Source organism: Paraburkholderia sp. GAS33, assembly GCF_050436645.1.
Classification (GTDB): domain Bacteria; phylum Pseudomonadota; class Gammaproteobacteria; order Burkholderiales; family Burkholderiaceae; genus Paraburkholderia; species Paraburkholderia phenazinium_B.
On the sequence record NZ_JBNDMP010000003.1, the window covers coordinates 640,904 to 662,503 of the forward strand.

At 61.6% G+C, this 21,600-nt stretch carries 17 protein-coding genes and 1 pseudogene; 12 read left to right on the plus strand and 6 right to left on the minus strand.

The features are described from left to right. Positions 1-34 precede the first annotated feature (34 nt). Entirely contained in the window at positions 35-1,753 is a 1,719-nt protein-coding gene (locus tag P3T24_RS13195) for a carboxylesterase/lipase family protein (protein ID WP_429435121.1), read from the minus strand. A gap of 436 nt (positions 1,754-2,189) precedes the next feature. Here P3T24_RS13195 and P3T24_RS13200 point away from each other — a divergent pair, with 436 nt between their 5' ends. The 3 genes from P3T24_RS13200 to P3T24_RS13210 all read left to right on the plus strand — a co-directional run bounded on the left by P3T24_RS13200 (position 2,190) and on the right by P3T24_RS13210 (position 3,094). Then, on the plus strand, positions 2,190-2,447 hold the full coding sequence (locus P3T24_RS13200; protein ID WP_074267190.1) for a hypothetical protein: 258 nt from the start codon (positions 2,190-2,192) through the stop codon (positions 2,445-2,447). Between the two features lie 63 nt (positions 2,448-2,510). Then, on the plus strand, positions 2,511-2,771 hold the full coding sequence (locus P3T24_RS13205) for a hypothetical protein (RefSeq protein ID WP_074267191.1): 261 nt from the start codon (positions 2,511-2,513) through the stop codon (positions 2,769-2,771). A gap of 62 nt (positions 2,772-2,833) precedes the next feature. Continuing rightward, entirely contained in the window at positions 2,834-3,094 is a 261-nt protein-coding gene (locus P3T24_RS13210; RefSeq protein WP_074267192.1) for a hypothetical protein, read from the plus strand. Positions 3,095-3,161: 67 nt separating this feature from the next. Here the strand turns inward: P3T24_RS13210 and P3T24_RS13215 are convergent, their stop codons facing one another. Next, entirely contained in the window at positions 3,162-4,100 is a 939-nt protein-coding gene (locus P3T24_RS13215; RefSeq protein ID WP_429287214.1) for an NAD(P)/FAD-dependent oxidoreductase, read from the minus strand. A 51-nt stretch (positions 4,101-4,151) separates the two neighbouring features. Further along, a complete protein-coding gene (locus tag P3T24_RS13220; RefSeq protein ID WP_429435124.1) occupies positions 4,152-6,458 on the minus strand; it encodes a hypothetical protein in 2,307 nt (768 codons plus the stop codon). A 325-nt stretch (positions 6,459-6,783) separates the two neighbouring features. Between P3T24_RS13220 and P3T24_RS13225 the strand changes: the two genes are divergently transcribed. Beyond that, complete coding sequence (locus tag P3T24_RS13225; RefSeq protein WP_429435127.1) at positions 6,784-9,066, plus strand: molybdopterin cofactor-binding domain-containing protein; 2,283 nt, start codon at positions 6,784-6,786, stop codon at positions 9,064-9,066. Between the two features lie 15 nt (positions 9,067-9,081). Then, positions 9,082-9,540, plus strand: coding sequence for a (2Fe-2S)-binding protein (locus tag P3T24_RS13230; protein ID WP_074267196.1), 459 nt, complete (start codon positions 9,082-9,084; stop codon positions 9,538-9,540). Positions 9,541-9,571: 31 nt separating this feature from the next. On the opposite strand, the gene P3T24_RS13235 is transcribed toward P3T24_RS13230, so the two are convergent. After that, entirely contained in the window at positions 9,572-9,769 is a 198-nt protein-coding gene (locus P3T24_RS13235; RefSeq protein ID WP_429287210.1) for a hypothetical protein, read from the minus strand. A 369-nt stretch (positions 9,770-10,138) separates the two neighbouring features. Here P3T24_RS13235 and P3T24_RS13240 point away from each other — a divergent pair, with 369 nt between their 5' ends. After that, positions 10,139-12,295: a protein kinase domain-containing protein gene (locus P3T24_RS13240; RefSeq protein WP_429435130.1), complete on the plus strand. Its 2,157-nt coding sequence runs from the start codon at positions 10,139-10,141 to the stop codon at positions 12,293-12,295. Positions 12,296-12,348: 53 nt separating this feature from the next. Here the strand turns inward: P3T24_RS13240 and P3T24_RS13245 are convergent, their stop codons facing one another. Together P3T24_RS13245 and P3T24_RS13250 are read right to left on the minus strand one after the other, a co-directional pair. Beyond that, positions 12,349-13,437, minus strand: a complete 1,089-nt coding sequence (locus P3T24_RS13245; protein ID WP_429435330.1) for a formylglycine-generating enzyme family protein — start codon at positions 13,435-13,437, stop codon at positions 12,349-12,351. 99 nt (positions 13,438-13,536) lie between these two features. Then, positions 13,537-14,571 (minus strand): annotated as a pseudogene (locus tag P3T24_RS13250) (caspase family protein); the annotation flags it as partial. Between P3T24_RS13250 and P3T24_RS13255 the strand changes: the two are divergent. The 6 genes from P3T24_RS13255 to P3T24_RS13280 all read left to right on the plus strand — a co-directional run bounded on the left by P3T24_RS13255 (position 14,465) and on the right by P3T24_RS13280 (position 21,565). After that, the gene (locus P3T24_RS13255; protein WP_083611596.1) at positions 14,465-14,890 is read left to right on the plus strand and encodes a DUF4399 domain-containing protein; all 426 of its coding nucleotides are present in this window, start codon (positions 14,465-14,467) and stop codon (positions 14,888-14,890) included. The pseudogene P3T24_RS13250 and the gene P3T24_RS13255 overlap by 107 nt on opposite strands. Positions 14,891-14,935: 45 nt before the next feature. Further along, positions 14,936-15,361, plus strand: a complete 426-nt coding sequence (locus tag P3T24_RS13260) for a DUF4399 domain-containing protein (RefSeq protein ID WP_074267200.1) — start codon at positions 14,936-14,938, stop codon at positions 15,359-15,361. Between the two features lie 262 nt (positions 15,362-15,623). Then, positions 15,624-15,905, plus strand: a complete 282-nt coding sequence (locus P3T24_RS13265; RefSeq protein WP_429435133.1) for a hypothetical protein — start codon at positions 15,624-15,626, stop codon at positions 15,903-15,905. Between the two features lie 209 nt (positions 15,906-16,114). Next, entirely contained in the window at positions 16,115-17,494 is a 1,380-nt protein-coding gene (locus P3T24_RS13270; protein ID WP_429435332.1) for an efflux transporter outer membrane subunit, read from the plus strand. Between the two features lie 221 nt (positions 17,495-17,715). Beyond that, the gene (locus P3T24_RS13275; protein WP_429435135.1) at positions 17,716-20,214 is read left to right on the plus strand and encodes an FHA domain-containing protein; all 2,499 of its coding nucleotides are present in this window, start codon (positions 17,716-17,718) and stop codon (positions 20,212-20,214) included. Continuing rightward, positions 20,192-21,565, plus strand: coding sequence for an HlyD family efflux transporter periplasmic adaptor subunit (locus tag P3T24_RS13280; protein ID WP_074267203.1), 1,374 nt, complete (start codon positions 20,192-20,194; stop codon positions 21,563-21,565). The genes P3T24_RS13275 and P3T24_RS13280 overlap by 23 nt, the downstream gene beginning before the upstream one ends. Positions 21,566-21,600: the final 35 nt, after the last annotated feature.

Here is a 21,600-nt window from a genome sequence, read left to right on the forward strand (position 1 = left end):
CCGGCAAATCGTTTTGGCAAGCCGGCTGATTGATTTATTGCATCGAGGCCCAGAAGGCGCAGTGATGCTCGTTGCTGTAAGCGTCGCCCGATACGATTTCAGTAGCACCGCCCGCTAACAGACCGAGCCGTTGCGTTTTGGTCGTATCGTAGCGAGGCCAGTTCGGTTGTGACGCCGTGTTGGGATCACCGGCTCGCGCAAAGCTGGCCCAGTAATTCATCATCATGTGCGACAGCTTTGTTTGTGCGCTGGTAAGCGGCAGATAACCGCTCGACTGCCCCGCGGAGACTGGCGTGGACGCATCGCCGCGCCAGATGTACTGGAGTTCGGACGAGTGCGCGGCGCCAATCTCAAACGACGGCGTGATCACCATGTAGGGTGTATGCGGTGCCGTTTCGTCGCGGAACTCGTAGGTGTAAGTGGGCACCCAGGCCGACAGCGCGTCTTCGACCGGAACCGAACCGCATGCAAAGCGCGAATCGGTTTGCACCGCGGCGAGCGCGACCCCTGGCGCCGGATACGCGGAGAGCGGATACTCGTTGAGCACGCGGTCTGCCTTGTCGCCTTCCATAGTGCGCACGTTCGACACATAGGTTTCGGGCGTCACCGGTTGGCGGATCATGTCGTTGCCTTCGTAGACAAACACGCGGGTCTCGTGGCGCACATTGCCGACGAGCACGGGTACGCGATTGAATTTACCCGAGTGGAACGCATCGAGTACCGGCACAGGCTGAGCCTCCCCTCCGACTACGGGGCGCCAGTTCAGATTGGTTTTCGCTTGTGCGTCGATGATCTGAGCCGGCGTCTTCTGCCGTAGACAGGCTAGCTGGCTTGCTGCATCCGCGCAGCCGATCGCTTCGGCAAACGACTTGCCATGCGCAGCAGCGGTGTCATGGCTGATGATCGCGCAGTCGCCGATGCTCTCGATGACCGCCCGGTTGAATAGGCCCGCAGCGGCAGGCGACGCGAGCAGCCAGCAGACTGAGCCTGCGCCAGCCGATTGCCCCCCGATCGTGACATTGTTGGCGTCGCCGCCGAATGCGCCGATGTTTTGCTTGACCCATTGCAACGCGCGGATTTTGTCGAGATCGCCATAGTCGCCGCTCGATTGACCATCCGAGGATTCGGTGTCGAGCGCGGGCAGCGAGAGATAGCCGAGTGCGCCAAGCCGGTAGTCGACCGTTACGACGATATTTCCGTGCGACACGATCTGTACGGGTTGCATGTCGGTGCTTGCCCCGTTGATCCATCCGCCGCCGTGGAACCAGACGATTACGGGCAGACGCGCATCCACATGACGCGGTTTCCAGACGTTCAGGTAGAGACAGTCTTCATTCCAGCTCGCCGCGTTGCCGGGGCGCCAGAACACGGCCGCCTGTACGCATGCATTGCCGGGTTGGGTGGCGTCGCGAACGCCGGTCCATGCGATCGCGGGTTGCGGTGCGCGCCATCGCATATCGCCGACCGGCGGCGCTGCGTAAGGAATCCCTTGATAGACATCGACGATGCCATGCGTGCTGCCGCGCAGGGCGCCTTCGCTGGTTTTGATCACCACAGCTTCGGCGGTCGCCGTGCTGTTGCCGGCAGCTTGCGTCGCCGTGGCGGCCAGCATCAGCGTGCAGGCAACGCAGGCAACGCAGGCCACGCAGGCAACGTGGCTCACGATGGCGACACACCGGGTCAGGAAATTTCCAAGCGGACCGCGACTGTTCGAACTCAGGCGCGCACGAAAAGCGTTAGTGTCATTCGACATGCTGAATCGTCTCCTCTGAAGGTCGTTCCTCGGGCATGCGGTGTGCCGCGTGGTGGGCGTCTTCGCGATTCGCTGCCTTCGTGCCCACGTCGTTCTCGCTGATTTTTCAGTTGAATGATACCCGGGCCGTGAAAAAGCGGCTGCCGAACGAACAGGCGGGACCTTCGCCCAGCGTTGCGCGGACTGTTCGGCCCAGGTGTCTGTCAACGGCGCACTGTTGTCACCCTCCCTGTCTGGCCATGAACAACACCCCGCTCAACGCTGCCCGCCTGGACCGAGGCCGGGACAACGTGGCCTTTCCCTTGTTCGGCAAGGCGCTGGGGCCCAATTGCACATGTCGGCTGCTCGCCTGGCACACCCTATGCATTAGCTGGTGTGAGCGCGACACCCGATGCTCACTTAACGTAACCCGCATAACACTTTAGGAGTATTAACCATGAAATCGACTCTCATGATCAAGGATCTGCCGATCGCCGAAGAACTCGACAGCAAGGCAATGTCAGCCGTGCGTGGCGGTAGCGCAATCTCTATCGTCGGCGGCAATGGCCAGAACGTGGTCGGCGGCGGCGGCTTTGCCAGCCCGACGACGGGCATCCAGGTTGGACCGGCCGTCAACACGGTCGATGCAAGCTCGCATCTCAACCTGAGCCTCCCCACCATCCAGAATTTCGGTGGCACCCAGCTGGTTGTCTAAACAATGTGCGTGCCAACCCCACGACGGGGTGGCCACATCAATCTTTTCTCCAAGGAGTTAATCATGCACTCGAACCTCATGATCAAAGATCTGCCCATCGCCGAAGAACTCGACAGCAAGGCAATGTCAGCCGTACGTGGCGGCAGCGCCATCGCTGTGGTCGGCGGCAATACCCAGAACGTGGTTGGCGGCGGCGGCTTTGCCAGCCCGACGACGGGCCTGCAGATCGGGCCGGCCGTCAACACGACCGACGCGAGTTCGCATCTCAACCTGAGCATCCCCACGGTCCAGAACTTTGGCGGCTTGCAAGGCGTATTGCTGTAACAGGTGCGCGCGTCACCCTTCGCGGAGGGTGACGCCCGTCCGCTCAACTCCAGGAGTCAGTCATGCAATCGACCCTTATGATCAGAGATCTGCCCGTTAGCGAACAACTTGACCGCAAGGGCATGTCCGCTATTCGCGGTGGCAGCGCACTCGCCGGCGTCGGCGGAAACTACGGCAACGTGTTCGGCGGCGGCGGCTTTGCCAGCCCCACCATCGGTATCCAGGTTGGGCCGATCGTGACGACCACCGACGCGAGCCAGCACGTCAACGTTAGCATTCCGAACATCCAGAATTTCGGCGGCTATCAGCTAAACGCGCTGTAATGTTCCGCGGTATCACCTTCCGGGGAGGGCGGTGCTGCACACTTCAAGCGTTGGGACCACACGCGCTTTATTCCGCCCAGAGCAGGTCGGCGTTCGCGTAGCACTCTGCAAGCGCCGCTGTGCGGGACACATAAAACTGCACGATCCAGTCCGAGTACAACGCCTCGATGAGACTGGAGCTTTCGGGGTGGCGGCGAAGCTGTGCCGCCATTGATGCCGCGCGGGCGCCGGATTCGACAGCGAATCGGAATCCGTCGCCCGTGGCGGGATCGAGTTGCACGGCGGCGTCCCCGCATACGAAGTAGCCGGGGCCGGCTGCCTGCTGAAGGCAACGCCAACGGCGGCAATCACGCCATCGCCTGCCGATGGGCCACACGCCATCCGGCCATTGAACGGCGGTCTCACGCTGGGTTGACAGGGACGTCCAGATGGTCTGCGTGGCGGTCGCCTTGATCCACAGCCAGCCTTGCTGCGCGATTTCCCAGTGATTTTGCGGCGCTTGGGAGCTTGCTGCTGCTAGTCCACGCTCTAGCCACAATGCTGGGGAACCGATCGACTCTTCGAGTTGCATGGCACGCCGAAGCCAGCCGTTTGATCCGCTGGCGTCGATCACAATGGGGCTCGTGACCGACAATTCTCCCCAGCACACGCCGGAAATTCTGCCTTGCGCAACGTGCGGCTCGAGTCGGCCGGTAACGAGCGGAACGTATCGCACGCCTGTCTCGACAGCTTCGATCCTGAAGCATTGATCGAACTTGTCGCGCATCAGTGCGCGACCGGACTGCGGTAAGGGTTCTGGGTCGAGCCAGATGTCGGCCGCGTGCGAAAGACGCGGAGCAAGAGCAGCAAGCAGCGTTACAGAGGCGTGTGAAAGGTATTCCGGTGCGCCGCTCGAACGGCCGCGTCCGAGCATGACGACCTCCAGTCCCGCACGCGCGGCTGTGATGGCCGCAGCGCAAGCAGCGGGTCCGTCGCCAATGACGACAACATCTGCGTCGCTGTTCATTGCATGTCGCTAGCTAGCGGATGGCGCGACGCGCGTCGCGCGTCAAGCGCCTCATAGATAAAGCGCCAGTGCTGCAGCACCTGGCGCGGCGGTGCGAACCTGGTTCAGCAGCGCGGTGGCGGTCGAATCGCAACACAGGGCCTGCGCATACGGCACGCGCAAGCGGCCTGGTGTAGTTTGCACCGGCTTTGGAGCATGGTCGACCGGAAGCACAAACAGGAAGCGGTAAGCGGTTTGCGCCCCCGGCGCCCGGTCGTCGACGCGCCGCGCCGAGACCAGCCACAAGCGGGTATGGGCGGGTGTCTGTCCAGGATCGCAGGCAGCCACGGCGTGACGTAGTGCCCTGATGCGCCGGATCAGCTCGGCAGCATCGACGTGCTGCAAGGAACCAAACAACATATTTCCAGCAAGCGCATTCGCTACGTAATCCGAACGATAGATGTCGGCGTATTCTGCCATACCGTCTGGCGTCAGATAAGGGCCATACTCACCGTCCCATCCGCGACAGTCCACGGCCATGCCCTTGACCACCAGCGGATGCGAAGGATGCAGGCCAATCTCCTCATCCAGCATCGGGATGGCGGTTGGAGCATCGGCACGATTGAAGGTGCGAGAAGCGTCCGGACTGAGCGCGGGCCAGAAGCTGTTCGAGGCCGCGCATAGCTTGACGTCTTCGGCGAACGGACTGCCGAGTCCATGCGTCGCGAGAAAGATGCCGCCGCGATCGCCCGAATACGTCACGTCCCAGCCGGGTGCAAATACATTGGACGAAGCATCCGACAGGAACGACACCATTCTCACGCTGGAAGCCACTGGTCCCGTGTGATGGTCGGTGCGGGCCGCGAGGCTGAATGCGACGGAGATCGTGGTGTCCCTGGAGGTGAATGCCGGCGCGCCGGTGAGCGGATCGCTATGGTTCGGATTGGCAGTCAACCGTTCGCCGCTGAGCGACGAAGGACCGCCATTTCTGAACTGCGATTTAGGATCGGTGTGCGTTTGCCGAAACCAGCGTTCCAGCTCGACCTGATCGGCATACGGATAGAAATCGGGCGCGGCGACGATCGAATAGGCGGGAAGAACGGGCAGCGCAGATGGTCCGCCGAGCGCGACGCTAACCACGCCCTCGGCGCAATGGTCGATGAAGAACCGGGTGTCGTATCCGCCGTCTTTGACCTCGTCCAGAAATTTCACACGGTTGTCCGGGTGCAGGCACATGTTCAGCGGTGCCGCGCTTCCACGTCCTGCGGGGTGACGGATGTTGATGAACTCCGGCGCGTTGCGCGGCTCGGGGTAGCGGAGCCAGTTCGGCGCGAAGTGTGGGAAATAGAGTTGTCGCACCTCATCGACCCCGGCGAGAAACACCCGGAACAGGGAATTGACGATGCGCATCGTGGTATAGCGCCGATTGACGATCTCGAGCAGCCAAGGCCACTGGCGTGGCACTTTAAAGCTATATATTGGCGCGCTGTCGGCCTGCACGGACTCGATAAGCGGCAGAGGTTTGGGCATCACCAGCACGGCGGAACCGGATCGCACCAGCGCCACTGCATCTCCAGCCTGGCCGCTGCTCGTCATGGTGAACGGCGGTGCGTCCAGGTTTGCCGAGCGCGGCACCTTAACGCCCCATGTTGCCTGTGCCGCGCGTTTGAGCTTGTCGCCGACATGGTGTTGCATGAAGGAGAGCGAAACAGAGATTCCGGGAATGCATTCCGGGCCTTCGAACAGCTTGTAGATAGGCGTCACGAAGTCCCGCTCGTGATCACGCATTCGCTCGCCTTCGATTAGCGCTAGCGCGTGCGGTCCCTTTTGGCGACGCACAAGGAACGCGCCGAAACGTGCCGGTAGCACGCGGACGTGTGCCACGTCTCCGGCATTGGGCGAAAAGCCGCGACCAGGCGGATCGAACAGAGCTTCGACGTCGCCATTGCGGGCAATACCCAGGCGTGAAAACACCATGTCGGCGTGTACCTGGTGGCCGGTGCGGCGGGCCGGCCGATACTGGTAGGCAAGCACTGCGACTTTCAGCTCCGGCCAGTCGCCGGGCGGCCCTGCTAGTGAATAAACGTAGTTCTCCAATAGATCCAGTTCGTCGAGCGAGATGCTTTCACCCACGGACTGCTCCGCGGGACGCGCGAGCACGTGATAAAGCAGGCTACGTGCCGGGTCTCCGGGTTCGATGGCCCGGTACGTGGTGCGGCATAAGTCGCAGACAAGCGGATCGGTCCAGTCGATCTTCAGCGCACGGGCGAGTTCGCTCACGGTGTCCGCTGCGCGAAGATTGAGGCCGTGACGTGCGAATGCCGCTTCCCAGCCAGGGGCGATGCGATTCAGTAAATCGCGTACAAGATCAACGAGCATCGGCGACCTCCGCGTGGCGTTGCTGTGCGAACTCTGCTTCTGGCGTGCGATGCGTTGACGGTCTCTTGCCTGGTATGAATGCCGGTTTCGGCGCGTTACTGCCCAGACTAATATAGGTGATTCATGTGCTTGCGGTACTAGCGGATGTCCCTGGTCGTATCGCAGTGTTCCTGCTTGCAGGAAGCGTTGTTCTTTTCAAAACGATCTGGAGTCCGTTATTTCAATTGCGCGCAAGCGCGCGCGTTCTTCTATTGATGGTCGGTAGACGCCAGCCGACGCGGCAACAGGACTGATCGACGATGAACTACCGGCTCCCAGCCCTCTCATGCTAACGCGCAGAACCTTCCTGATCGGTGGTCTCGGCGTCGCCGGCGCCCTGGTCGTGGGGTGGTCGGCGTTGCCGCTGCGCCAGCGTCTGGCAGGCTCCGCGCCATTGCCGGTACAGGGTGCGCAGGTGCCGCTCAACGGCTGGGTCAAGGTTTCGTCGGACAACAGCGTGACAGTGATGATGTGCAAAGCGGAAATGGGCCAGGGCATCTATACCGGAGCGGCCATGCTGCTCGCAGACGAGATGGATGCCGATTGGGCGCGGGTGAAGGTCGAGCAGTCGCCGATCGACAAGATCTACAACAATCTGGATAACATCATTGGCGATCTTCCGTTTCGCCCCGACGATCACGGTGTCTTCGAAGAGTTGACCGTCTGGATGTTACGCAAGGCTTCGCGTGATTTCTTCGGCACGATGATCACCGGCGGCTCCACGAGCATCAACGATCTGTGGCAGCCGATGCGCGAAGCCGGCGCAAGCGCGCGCATGATGTTGTGCGGCGCGGCAGCCGAACAATGGCACGTACCGGCGGGCGAATGCCGCGCCGAGAACAGCCGCGTGCTGCATCCGTCGGGACGTTCGGCAAGTTTCGGCGAGTTGGCCGAACTCGCGGGCCAGCAATCGCTGCAGACGCACGTCGTGCTGAAGACCCCAGCGCAGTTCAGGCTGATCGGCAAACCGGTCAAGCGTATCGATGGGGCGTCCAAGCTCGATGGGAGTGCGAAGTTCGGTATCGACGCGTTGCCGGACGGGTTGTTGTACGCGAGCGTGCTGATGTGTCCGACACTGGGAGGAACGCTCAAGGATTGCGACGACTCGGTGGCCCGCGCTTTGCCAGGGGTCGTCAAGGTGCTGAAGGTCGATGCCTATAACGGCGGCACCGGCGGTGTAGCGGTGATTGCGGAGAATGTCTTCATTGCGATGTACGCGCTCGATGCCGTTGCCGCCTTGGGGATTGAATGGAACCATGGTGCAGCGGCCGAAGTTTCGGATTCCGACGTGGTTCGCAGCCTCACGGATGCCCTGGAGCATTCGGAAGGGCATGCTTACTATAGCCGGGGCGATGTCGACGGCGCCCTGAATACAGCTGCCCAGGTGGTGAGCGCCGAATACCGTGCGCCGTATCTCGCGCACGCGCCTCTTGAACCCATGAACTGCACGGTACAGGTCACGGCCGACGGCGCCAAAGTCTGGGTCTCCACTCAGGTCCCGGCACTCGTGCGGAAGCAGGTGGCGAAGGTGTTGCACATGGATACCGACAAGGTGGAGGTGCAGGTGTTACTCCTCGGTGGAGGGTTCGGCAGGCGCCTGGAAGTGGACTACGTATCGCAGGCGGCCGCCATCGCGAGTGAGGCTGACGGCAGGCCGGTGCAGACGATCTGGAGCCGTCCGCAAGACATGACGCACGACTTCTACAGACCCGCCTGCGTGTCCCGCTTCAAGGCCGGGCTGAATCGCGCAGGCGAGCTGGTGGCGTGGCGCAACCTGTCGGCCAGCCAGTCGGCCGTTGTTGCATCGCTCAAGCGCAACTATGGTATCCCCGACCCGCTGCGCGATCGCACCACGGTGGAGGGCGCGTTCGACCAACCCTACGAGTGGCCCAATCTGCGGGTTGCGCAAACCACGGTCGACCTGCCGGTTCCGGTCGGGTTCTGGCGTTCGGTAGGGCATTCGCATCAGGCATTTTTTGTCGAGAGCTTCATGGACGAACTGGCCGCGGCCGCAGGCAAGGATCCGGTGGAGTTCCGGGCGGCTTTGCTCGAGCATCATCCACGGCATCTTGCGGTGTTGCGGCGTGCCGCTGTGCTTTCGAACTGGGGGCGTCCGCTTGCGCGAACCTCTGACGGCGCTGCCTGCGCGCGCGGCATTGCGCTGCACGAGGCGTTTGGCAGCATCGTCGCGCAGGTGGCGGAGGTGTCGATCGGCGCGAACAAAACCGTGTGTGTGCGGCGGGTGGTCTGTGTGCTCGATTGCGGTACGCCCGTGAACCCGAACCTGATATGCCAGCAGGTGGAAAGCGGCATCGTGTTCGGCCTGTCGGCGGCATTGTACGAAGCCATCACGATCGACCACGGGCAGGTGCAGCAGCAGTACTACAGCGACTTCCCAATCGTGCATATGGACGACTGCCCGGTCATCGACACCGAAATCATGTCGAGTGAAGCCGAGCCTCAAGGCGTGGGCGAAATTGCCACGCCGCCCATAGCGGCGGCCGTGGCCAATGCGATTTTTGCGCTGACTGGGCAGCGCCTGCGTACGCTGCCATTGCAACTCGCGTAAGTGGTGGGAGAGAACATGCTAACGCTCGACATCAACGGCAAGAAGGTGATGGTGAAATCGGACCCGGCTACACCGCTGCTTTGGGTGCTGCGGTGTGAACTCGGTATGACGGGCACCAAGTTCGGCTGCGGGATTGGTGTGTGCGGAGCCTGCACGGTACATCTGGATGGTGCGGCCCAGGTGTCGTGCCAGGCTGTCATCTCCACGCTGGGCAACAGCAGAATCACCACGATAGAAGGACTCGGAGGCGCCGAGGCCGTCGCGCTCAAGGCCGCGTGGAGCAACATCGACGTGGTGCAATGCGGTTATTGCCAGAGCGCGCAACTGATGGCGGCCTCGGCACTTCTGAAGCAGAAGCCAACGCCGAGCGACAAGGACATCAACGACGCGATGTCGAACGTGGTGTGCCGTTGCGGTACCTATCCGCGTATCCGGGCGGCCATTCACGAGGCCGCTCGAAAGAAGACCGGGTAAAGCGTTAGTGCTTGTTCGTGTCTATGTCTGACTATGATTTGGCGGTTGGAACGGGTTGACGCATGGATGAAAAGCCTTGCGGATATTCGAAGAGACGGGTTGGGTTTGGTGCTGGTTGCAGAAGCGAGCCGTACTGTGCGCCGCTTCGCGCGCCACCTACGATGGCTGTCATGGCCTGCCTGTCGAGTTCGACGCTGTCTGGAAGATCCTTGATTGCGATGATAGCCATGGTTGTTCCTTATGTCGTGATCGCCTGATTGCGTGGAATGAAGGTAGAGCTCTTCGGAATGTGACGGAGCAGCGGGAAATCCATAAAGGACTGCTTCGATTCAGTATAGACAATGCATCGCTCGCACGTGTTTTGCTCTGCACGGATGCGCCTCACGCGATGACTGGGAAGTGATGGGCTGAAACCAACACAATAGGGCGATGCTGTTAGAAGCGGCACAACACCTGTGTATCGCAGGACGCTCTTGTGACATTGTTGTGTAATCCTGAATTGCGGAAGGCATGGGTGCGGACTAGTATCGATCGTGAGCATGTAACTTCTTACGACAGGTTGATTACGGTTTATCGGGAGCTGCGTGGCTTTAAAAAAATGGCAAACCTTGCGCACGCGATTAGCGAATTCCAGAACGGCGAGCTGTCGCAAGATGACTTCATCGCACAGCTCGACAGCACGCTGACGACGGACAGTGTTGGTTCGGCACGGCTACTGGAGATATTGGGTGAAGCACATACACACATGCCGCTGCCTCCGGAGGTGTACGCGGAAGTTCAGCGCAGGATCGAGCGGCTGAGCGGCGCCAACCTGACACTGGGCGGCGGCGAGACGCGTGTGCAGACAACGCCGCGATATTCCGCGTCCCTTGCGGGCAGTCCAGCGCAATCTGCAAGCGGTGCAGGACAATCGAGACAATCGGTGCAACCCGGACAAGCGGGTGCGCCTTCTGACGCTCAGCCCGCCACCAGTTCCGAGGCTGTCAAAGGCGTTGGCGACACGCTCAATAACCGCTTCGTGCTAGAGGAGTGCCTTGGCGTCGGTGGCATGGGCACGGTGTACAAGGCACTTGACCTGCGCAAGCTGGAAGCATCCGACCGCAAGCCCTACGTCGCCATCAAGGTCCTCAACGTACAGTTCCGCGGCAATCCCCAGTCGCTGATCGCGCTGCAACGTGAAGCCAAGAAAGCTCAGGTACTGGCGCACCGCAATATCGTCACCGTCTACGACTTCGACCGGGACGGTGCGGTCGTCTATCTGACGATGGAATATCTGTCTGGCAAGCCGCTCAGCCGTCTGTTGCGCAACAAGAATTTCAAGGGCATGCCATACGACGCGGCGCTGCCGATCGTCAAAGGCATGGCCAGTGCGCTCGCCTATGCTCACGAGCATGGCTTCGTGCACTGCGACTTCAAGCCAGGCAATGTATTGCTGACGGACAAGAGCGACGTCAAGGTGATCGACTTCGGTATCGCCCGGGCGTTTCAGCGGCCTGATGAGGAGAGCGATGCAACCGTGTTCGATCCGGGCACGCTCGGCGCGCTGACGCCTGCTTATGCGAGTCCCGAGATGCTCGAGCATATCGAGCCCGATCCGCGTGACGACGTGTACGCGCTCGGTTGCATTGTCTATGAGCTGCTGACGGGACATCACCCGTTCGGCCGGCTCGCGGCCACCCAGGCTCGCAGTGCCGATCTCAAGCCGCAGCGTCCCGAAGGTTTGGGTACGCGCCCGTGGCGGGCCTTGCGCGGCGCTCTCTCCTTCGATCGCCGTACGCGCATGCCGACCGTCAACCGGTTCGTCAGCGAATTCTCGGCCCAGCCGCGTATTACAAGGCAACGCATGCTGATTGCCGGGGGCGCTGCGCTCGCGGGGCTGAGCGTGGCTGCCCTCGGAGTCCTTTGGTACCGGATGCCTGGCAATTCTAACGGTGCGCCGAGTACAGCTTCAGCGCCACTGATTGCGGCGGCGCCGGCAACGCCGAAAGCGTTGACCGACCGCGTGCAAACGCCAGCGCCGCAAGCTGCATTGGCGTCAGGGGTGGCGTCGTCGTTAGCCGCGGTGTCGGCGCCGCTTCCACCTACGCTCGCATCGGTCGCCACATTGCTTGCGCACATGCCGTGTTCCGCGCTCGCCGCCTCGGTACAAAGCCATGCGGTAAAAGTGCATGGGTTCGTGCCGCAGGCAAACGGTATCGCCACGCTCAAGGATCGCCTGAGTGCGCTGCCGGGTGTGAGCACACTGAATGTCGACGTGACACCGGTTGCAGCGGACAAATGCGATGTCATTCAGTTCGTAGCGCCATACTGGACCCGCAACTGGCAGGCTGGCCACCCCGCCGCGCTTCAGGTGAAAGCGACTGACGGGCAACTTGCGGAGGGCGATCCTCTGGTGGTCAGCTTGACGACGCCGGACTATGAGTCGTACGTGAATATCGACTACTACCAGTTAGACGGCAGTGTCGTGCATATGGTGCCCAGTCCGCGCGCGCCAGATAATCAGGCACCGGCGAATTACGCAGCGACCGTCGGCGGCGCGGGGGACTGGGTGATTGCCAAACCGTTCGGAACCGAACTGGTGGTGCTGATGGTCACGCCGGCACCGCTCTTCAACGCACTCCGGCCGGAAAGCGAAGCGCGCGCGGAGTATCTGCGCGCACTCGACACACGTCTCACACAGATCGCGGGCAAGTATGGTCCGGATCACATCGTGGCCGACGTTACTCAGATCAACACCCAGCCTCGCAAGCAGTGAGGGCCGCGCAGCGCGGCCCCCTTCGACATCGCGGCTCATCTCCACTGGTTCGCTTACTTCAGATCTTTGACAACGCGGAAGCCGTTCTGCGACTGTCGCACGCTTTCGCTGTACTTAAAGCGCGTCGAAGCGAGCATGTAGTCGGCGCCTTCGAGCCACGAGCCGCCACGAATGACGCGCATGTTGCAACCGGACGCATCCCAGATACGACCGTCTGCCGGGGCGTCCTTGTACGAGCTGTGCCAGCAGTCACTCACCCACTGCCAGACGTTGCCACCCATGTCGTACAGACCATAGGGGTTTGCCGCGAACGTTCCGACGTTTTCCGGCCCCGTTTCGTGCCATGGGTCTCCGCAGCCCTTGCAGTTCGCGTTGCCTTTGCGCATCTGATCGCCCCACCAGTATGGCGTCGAGGTGCCGCCCCGTGCGGCGTATTCCCATTCTGCTTCGGTGGGCAGGCGATAGGGTTTGCCGGTCACTTTGCTGAGCCACTTGATGTACTGCTGGACGTCGTCCCAGCTGAGATCGCGAGCGGGAGCTTTCGTGCCCGTTGCGTTTTCGCTCGACAGCTTCGGGCAGGCATTGGCCGTTACGCAAGCATTCCATTGTTCGACAGTCACGGGGTATTTGCCGATCGCAAACGGCGCGCCGACCGTAACGTGATGCGGTGGCCGCTCCGAGATGTCGCCCGCATTGCTGCCCATCGTGAACGAGCCGGCGGGTAGCGGCACCATCACTGGGCAAGCTGCGCAGTCCTTGCTCTCGCCGGCGGCTGGACTGTTGGCCGCTGGATTAGCCGGCGCCTTGGGGGCAGCGGCGATAGGTGCGGGCGGCGGCGCAGGGGCAGGTGCGGGACTACTCGCCACAACCGCGTGACCTGGTTGCGCCACGGAGGCCTGAGCTTTCGATGCGGGAGGTGGCGCGGGCGGCGCAGTTGCCGGCGCGGTGCCCGGCGTCGGCGCCGACGCGGCGGCCTGCAAGCGCTCGATCCGTGCTTTCGCGAGCGCAGCAAAGCGGCCGTCAGGATAAGCCTTCAGGTAAGCCTGGTAATCGCTCGCGTAGTTGCTGTTCTTGATCGAGTCCCAGAACGTCAGTTCGTATTGTTCGCTGCTGTCCTTCGGCATGATGCCGCGGCTGCGCATGGAGACAATCGCTGCGCTTGCAAGCTCCGGGCTGTCCCGGCTTTCCTGGCTTGCCACAGCGCCACCCGGATAGCGTGCGAAGCGAAAGGTGCCGGCAAGCGACGACACTGACCAGGGTCTTTGCTTATCGCCGGTATCGGCGCGTACGCTTCGTTCGACCCCACGGATGATCCCGTCGATGTCGCGTTCCGGCGCATTGCCGAGCGCACGCAGTAGCGCGCGTGTGTAGACGCCGTGGCTGCGACCGTCGGCGGCAAAGCCGCCTGGGGCTGCAGCGTAGGCGATAAAAGTCTGCTGTGGCAGCGCTAAGCCGGGCTTCTGGGTATCGGCGGAATGGAATGGATTTTCCAGGCAGGTATCGAGTATGACCACATTAGTCTTGTGCACGCGGGGTGCTGACATTGCGGCGAGCACATTGCTCAGGCCGATTCCATTGACGAGAAGAGAGGCGGGGGAGCGGGTGTCGACACCTGCCGGTACCAGGATCGTTTCGTTGCCGACCTGCAGACCATGTCCAGCAAAATAGAAGAGGCCGACACCACCGCTCGCAAGACGTGTGCGAAACGCGGCGAGCGCCTGTTGGATCTGTTGCGGCGTCCCATCCGTGAGGACGCTCACCTCGAAGCCTAGCGAAGCCAGCAGCGCGCCCATGCTGCGGGCGTCGTTGGTCGCACTGCCAGGCGGAGTGGCTGCGCCGTCGCTATTGCCGATGACGAGCGCGACGCGCCGCTCGGGCGTGCTTTCCACGGCTCGCGTTGTCGTCTGAAGAATCGCGTTGCTGCCAGATCGAGTGACCGCATTGGCATCCGTCCACGACACGTGTAGGGCCCCGGCTATGCATACGAGCAGGAATTTTCGCCACATATTCAAATCCTGGTTGTCCGTACCGAACCTGCTTCCCGATGAAACAACGATAGCACGCGCCACATGCGTCACAAGGTTAACGAATGGTTCGTTTCTTTTTGTGAAGTTACGTTCTAAGCTAAAGGACGAAATACGAGCTCCGCACTCCCAAAGGAGGCGCAACATGCCAGTAAGAACAGCGCTCAGTGTTCTGGCCGTGATCTGCCTGACGGCCGCGGCGCCAGTCCCGCACCAGTCGCCGTCGCCTCCCGGCGCCGAGGAGTACATCATCTGGCCACCCGACGGCACCGTGATTCACGGCGGCAAGCTCTGGGTGCGAATGGGCTTGCGCGGCATGGGCATCTGTCCGAAGGGCGTCAGTTTTCCCAATAGCGGGCATCATCATCTGCTGATCGATACCGATCTTCCGCCGCTCGACCAGCAGATCCCCTCCGACCGCAATCATCTGCACTACGGTGCGGGTGAAACCGACGCGCGCGTCGAACTCGCGCCGGGTACCCATACCCTGCAGCTTCTGCTCGGGGATGAGAACCACGTGCCGCAGGTTCCCGCGGTGTATTCGAAAAAGATCACCATTTACGTACGTTAGGACCGCTTTGTATGTTTCGGTCCGGGAAGACGGGGGGCACGCACGATGAAGAAGATAATCGCTCTCGCTGCATTGGCCGCCATGGTCTGGCTGAGTGCTGCCTTTGCGGCCGGCACGCCGTCGCCGCCCGGCGCATTCTGCTATATCGGCTATCCGAACGAAGGACAGACGATGCCTGCGGGCAAACCGTTTCGCGTGTGGTTCGGCCTGCGTAACATGGGCGTGGCACCCAAAGGCGTCAATTACCCGAACACTGGCCACCACCACTTGCTGATCGATACCAGCCTGCCCCCGCTCGACCAGGAGATTCCTTCCGATCGTAACCATCTGCATTTCGGCGCGGGCGAAACCGAAACGACGTTGGTGCTGCCGCCCGGGAAACACACGCTTCAGCTATTGATGGGCGACTACATGCATATGCCTCACGATCCGCCGGTCTACTCGAAAAAGATCACGATCTACGTCAAGTAACTACATCAATGCTGTGTCGGGCATTGTCTGTTGGTGTGGCGCCAACCGTGTGAATGGATCGTGTTGGAACGCGGCAATCACATGGCGGCTTGCAGCTCCTGACGATGCAAGAGGCTACGTCCTTCGATTTGCTGAGCAGCGGCGTGATTTCAGGCGATTGGGTGCTTTTGAGCGGGCAGCAGCGGGGTTATGGCACGACCTGTGCATAAGATGGGTGCGAGCAGACACGAGATGCTTCCACCCTCGACACCGGAGAACCGCAATGAACACGCTCATGATTTCAGATCTGGCCGACACAGATGAACTCGACCGCAAGACGATGCGCGCGGTGCGCGGCGGCCTGACGGCAGGTGGCCTGATGTCCCTGTTTCCCTCCCTTAGCCAGTTCAAATTCGGCAATGGCATCACGATCGGCGCTTCGCAACTGATCAATCAAGGCCTGAACATCGACAACGTCAATGGCATGGACACGGCCTTCGCGACTGGCATGTCTTCGACGATCACGCCGCATCAGTCCGCCAATAACAGCATCACGCTGATCTGACAGCTGCGCGCCGGCTACAGGACGCAATCAAAACGCGCCTGCAACTGATCGTTCTGTCCATACAGCTGCGCTTACTGGAGAAAATCGTGTCTGCCTTGTTCTGTCTGGCAGCGGGTCATCGCACGCCGGTTGCGGCAGCGACGCAAGAAAGTACCTGCAGCCGTGTACACGTCGAGCATCGAAGCTCAGCGCTGTGGGTGCTGGGGGCCATGACGCTGTGTGCAGTACTGCTATGCGGTTGCGTCGACGTCAGCATGCCCGCCTATCAGCGCCCCGATACGCCGGCGAAGGATTCGTGGTCGAACGGGAGCGTGGCCGTATCCGCTGCCGCAACCATCGAGCCCGACTGGTGGAAAACCTTCCAGGACCCGTATCTGAACACTTTGATTGCGAAAGCGATAGCAGGCAATTTCGACATCAAGATCCTTGCCGCACGTATTCAGGTGGCGGGCGCCCAGATCGGCGAGGCGCAGGCGGGCGCCCTGCCTACCCTGGACGCAGGCGCTGGCGGTAACTTCCAGAAGAGCACAGGCGTGCCGTTCCAGCAGCAGTACATGCTGGGGACCCAGGTCAACTGGGACATCGACATCTGGGGCAAGGTCGAGAAGGGCGTGCAGGCACAGAAAGCCGAATTTCATGCGACGGAAGCGGATTGGCGCGCGGGGTACCTGGAACTGGTTTCCAACGTCTCCGTGACCTATTTCCAGATTCTTCAGTACGACGATCAGATTACCCAGCAGGAGAAGACGCTGGCTACCAACCGGCAGATACTCACGATCTACGATGGTCAAAGCCGCAGCGGCCTGATTCCTCAAACCGTCGTTATGCGCCAACAGGCCGAAATCAACCGGTTGACGAACGAGTTGCTGGAACTGCGCCGCTCGCGCGATCTCGCGAACAATGCGCTTGCCACACTGGTCGGCGTGCCGGCGGGTGAATTCCAGCTGCCGGACGGGCACTTGCAGCAACGCGTCCAGTTGCCGCCGGTCCCCGCGGGACTGCCCGCCCAGTTGCTGGCGCGGCGGCCGGATATCGTGGCTGCGGAATTCCGCGTGCTCGAAGCCTACGACCTCGTCGGTCAGGCGAAGCTGGCCCAATTGCCCACCATCAGTCTGACGGGGCACGCCGGCACCGCGAGCTTTGCGCTGTCCTCCCTGCTGAAGGCGTTTACGTACGGCCTGATGCCCAGCATCGACTTTCCGATTTTCGATCCCGGTGTGCGCGCCCACGTGAAGACGAGCAAGGCACAAGGCGATCTTGCCGAGCAGCAGTATCGCCGCACGGTGATGGGTGCATTCGAAGAGGTCGAGAACGCGCTCGTCAATCTCGACTCGCATCGCAAGCAACGTGTGGAACTGCAACAGGAAGTAGCGCGGTTGCGCCTCGTTGCCGATCAGATCGAAGCGCAGTTGAAGGAAGGCGTGGTGTCGCAGCTTGAAGTGTTCGAGACGGAGCGCACGCTGCTCGAGGCGCAACTCGCGCTGCTGGCCAATCATCAGCAGATTCTCTCGGACACCGTGCTGCTCTACAAGGCGCTTGGCGGTGGCTGGCCCGCGCTCGATGTGCAGGCCGAAGTAAAGGAAAACTAAGGGAATACTGAGGTAAAGCGTAGGCACACGCAGACAACATCAAGGCAAAGGCAACACCAGGGACAAACGGATAATTGACTCCCGCAATGCGTGTCTTACAATTTGATTGTCATCGCCCGTCCGACGGTTCGTCGCGCCAAAGCATTCGCGCCGCGGGTTTCGCCGGCCTTTCGCTGAGTCATTCGTGGCGGCAGCGAATCAACGCTTCGTGATGAAGACAAATGAATCCCGGCGAGGCTCCAATTGCAGAGTTGAGGGTGACCCACGAGCGCGAGTTCGATGTGGTGCTTTCGCCTGTCTCGAACCCGGAGCTGGGGACGATCCGTATCGGCGATTGCCTGTTTGCGGTCGGCCGCGGTGAGTCTCCTTTTACCGGCTATCCTGACGAATTGATCTCTGCGTTGTCGCGCAGGCATGCCAGAGTCTTTGTCGAGCACGGTGTCGCTTATGTCGCCGATCTCGATAGCAAGAACGGCACGACGGTCAATGGCACAAGCGTACGGCAGACGCCACACCACCTGCGCGACGGGGACGAAGTCTGCTTTGGCGGTACGTTGTGCTATCGCGTAGGCATTCAATCACGTGCGCAGGTCGAGGCCTACACGGCACAGCCCGTCACCCTCACGCTCGTTCCCGAGCGCGGCGACCTTGGGCTTCAGCCTATCGAAGTCCACACCTTCCCGTTTCTCGTCAGCAAGATCGACGAACTGTTCTCACGCTACAAGACGCGCTATCCGCATCAGGTCAATTACATATCGCGGCGTCACGCTCACATCTTTCTGAACGCTGGCGTTCCCTGCATCGAGGATCTCGGCAGTACGAACGGTACCTTCATCGCCGGAAAGCGGCTCGAGGCATCGGCAGTTTCCCTACATGACGGCGATGTCCTTGCATTCGGCGGGGACCACTTCGTCTACAAGGTGCAATTGCAAAAGGCGTCCGACCTCGAGGCTACCGTGACCGCGATATCCGTTTCCGACCCTACCCAGTGTGAGCTGCTCGATACCGACAAGACCACCTTCGTCGGCGCCGCACATTCATTTCTCGAGATCTTTTGCGTCGATCAGGTCGCGCAGCGAGAGGATGAGGTCAACGAGGCGGTCTCCCACGTTCCACACGCAGCGGATCACGACGCACGAGCCGCGGACAGCCCGCGCAAATGGCGCGTGTTCGCTGCCGAGTGGATGCGCGTGTTCTCGGGCGGCGATCGCACCGCAATCCGACGCGGCGCGGCGTGGGGAATAGCGGGCCTGGTGCTGCTGCTGGTCGTGGCGATTACGCTCTATTTGAGAGGCGCGTCGCAACGCGAGGTGAAGGCGCTGCTGGCGGAAGGCAACTATTCCAACGCCGTCACGCTGGCGAACAAGGATCTCGAGCGTCATCCTGCCGATGCGCCGATGGAAGCTCTTGCAAGCGAAGCGCTGATGAAGGCCTCTGTGCCCGAATGGCTTTCGGCATTGCGCAGAGGTAATTTCGATCAGGCGGCGGCGACGCTCGCCGGTGCAAAGGACCAGGCCAGGCCCAACCCCGACGCGAGGCCGCTCGTCGATGAACTGGCATGGGTGGGGGATCTGGAACAGTTCGTCGTAGGCAGAGGGGGCTCGCAAGCGCCTATCCGGATGAATGCGGATGAGGACCGCATCACCCAGCTCCTTGAGCGCTGGAACGCCGACCCGCAGGCACATCAACACGCGCTGGACCGGATTTCGTCATACGTGCCCGAATTCGCTGAGCCGTACGCGCTGGCGATGAGTCACCTGCGTGCGCTGCAGCGCGACAACTCTGTGTATCTGCCGGCGATCGCGCGACTGAACGCAGCCATCGCCACTGAGTTGCCGCAAGGTAACTTCGACGCGCTGCGAGCGATGTTTAGCAACTACGCCGAGAAATACCCGCGTCTTGCCGGTCTTGATGCACTGCGAGCGGATCTTCAGCGATACGCCGCCCTCGCTGACGAGGCGCGTGCGCGCAAGCTCGGTCCCTTGCTGGCGCTGATGAAATCCGCGCGCTTCACGACGCCGCCGTTCCAGCAACAGTACCGGTCGTTCGCCGCGACGCAGCTTCCTTCTGATGCGGTGATACGTCAGCACGACCTCGTCGCCGCGGCGTGGCAGCGCGGCGATGGGCGGCAGGCGCTCGCCGGCTTGCAGTCGATGCCGCCTTCGCCATGGTCCGACGTACTCGCCCAGGAGCAGGCGCACAAGCAGGCCGTGTTCGATCAATTCGGTGCGCTGCAAAAAACGCGCGGCACGAAGGACTACGACCAGCAACTGCTGACCTTCTACGGCGCGCTGGACGCCACCGACGACGCCTGGTTCGTGCAGGCAATTGGCACCGACGTGTCCTCGATCCGCGACAAGGCTCTGGCCCGCGCGCAAGACGGGCTCACGCGCGCGCAGGCCCTGTGGCGTCAATATCGTGAGAACGGTGCGATCGGGGGCACCCAGCGGCTCGAGTCAGGCATCTCCGCACAGTTTCGCAACCAGGCCAGAACGCTATCCGAAGCACAGTCGGTGGCTCAACAAGGAATGCGCATCTATACGCAGTTGCGCGCCGATCATTCCGGCGACTGGGACAGCCTGCTCGCCGCCATCAACGCCGAGGTGGAATTGCAGCGCCGTTCGCTGCAGGAGTTGCGCATGGTACTGGACCCGGATCTGTTGCGCGCAAAGCTCGCCCTGATCGGAGGCACCGGCAGTGAAGCGGGAAATTCACCTTAAACCGCTTGCCGAGGCGCTGGAAGATCACAGCGCCGAAGGCATCGCGATCCTGACCGCCGAGCCGGTGCGGTTGGCACGCGCGCTCGTGCTCCTCATGGTCGGGCTCGTGATCGCCGGTCTGCTCTGGTCGTTTTTCGGGCGCGCCGACGTGATCGTGAATGCGCAAGGCACGCTTGCGCCCGAGTCGGAGGTACGCCGCTTCTACGCGCCCATCGACGGCGAACTCGCGGACCTCTATGTGGCTGAAGGTCAACCGGTCTCGAAGGGGGACGTGCTGGCGCGCCTGAACGCCCGTGGTGCGATCGAGGCGGCGAGCAACGCCCTGCAGGCACAACTCAAACTCGAGGAAGCCGAGCGCGAGTGGCGCGAATTTCCCGAGAAGAAGGCGCTGATGGAGCGCAAGGCTGCGGCATTGAAGGAACAGATGGAAGTGGAGTCCAATCTGCACCAGAACCGCATGTCGGAGGGGACGACCAAGCTCGCCGAAGGGCAGCGGGCGCTGCTCGAAGAGGCGCGCAGCAATCTCGACAACGCGCGGCACGCACGCGATGCGGCACGCGACGAACAGGATAAATATGTGCGCCTGTTTGCGCAGCCGGGTGGTGGCGGTGTCGCGGAACTCCAGGTCGAAGCGAAGAAAAACGCCTATCAGGAGGCGGAAAACGCCTACCGTGTGGCGCAATCGAAACTCTCCGAGCTGGACTTCCAGTTGAGCCACGAATATGCACAGGCCAATGCACAACTCGCCACGAGCGGCGAGCAAGCCACCGACCTGCAGATTCAATACGATTCCGCGGTACGCGATATCGCCACGGCCGAGGACAAGGTGCGGCTGGAACTGCAGAGTGCCCGTCTCGTGGCGGACGCAGCCGCGCGGATTCGCTTCGAGAATATCGACAAGGACAACTTTCTTTTGATCGTCGCGCCGGTCTCTGGCGTCGTCACGGATGTGACCTCGACGCAACCCGGCGACAAGGTACAGGCCAACACGCCGCTCGGCGCGATCGCACCGCAGGATGCAAGGCCGGTGCTGAAGGTTGAGATTGCCGAACGCGATAGGGCCTTTCTGCATGAGGGTCAGTCCGTCAAGCTGAAGTTCAATGCGTTTCCGTATCAGCGCTATGGGTTGATCAACGGCACCCTGGAGTACATCTCGCCGGCGACGAAACCTTCCGCACAGGATAAACAACCGGTCTACGAAGGGCGGGTTGCACTCGAACAGAACTACTACCAGGTAGCAGGCAGCCGATACGCGTTGCGTTACGGCATGACCGCCAATGCCGAAATCGTCGTGCGCGAGCGGCGTCTGATCGATCTCGGCCTCGACCCGTTCAGGCAACTGGCCGGATGACGCATGTGCGGCACGCAGGCCCTTTCTTCAAGGAG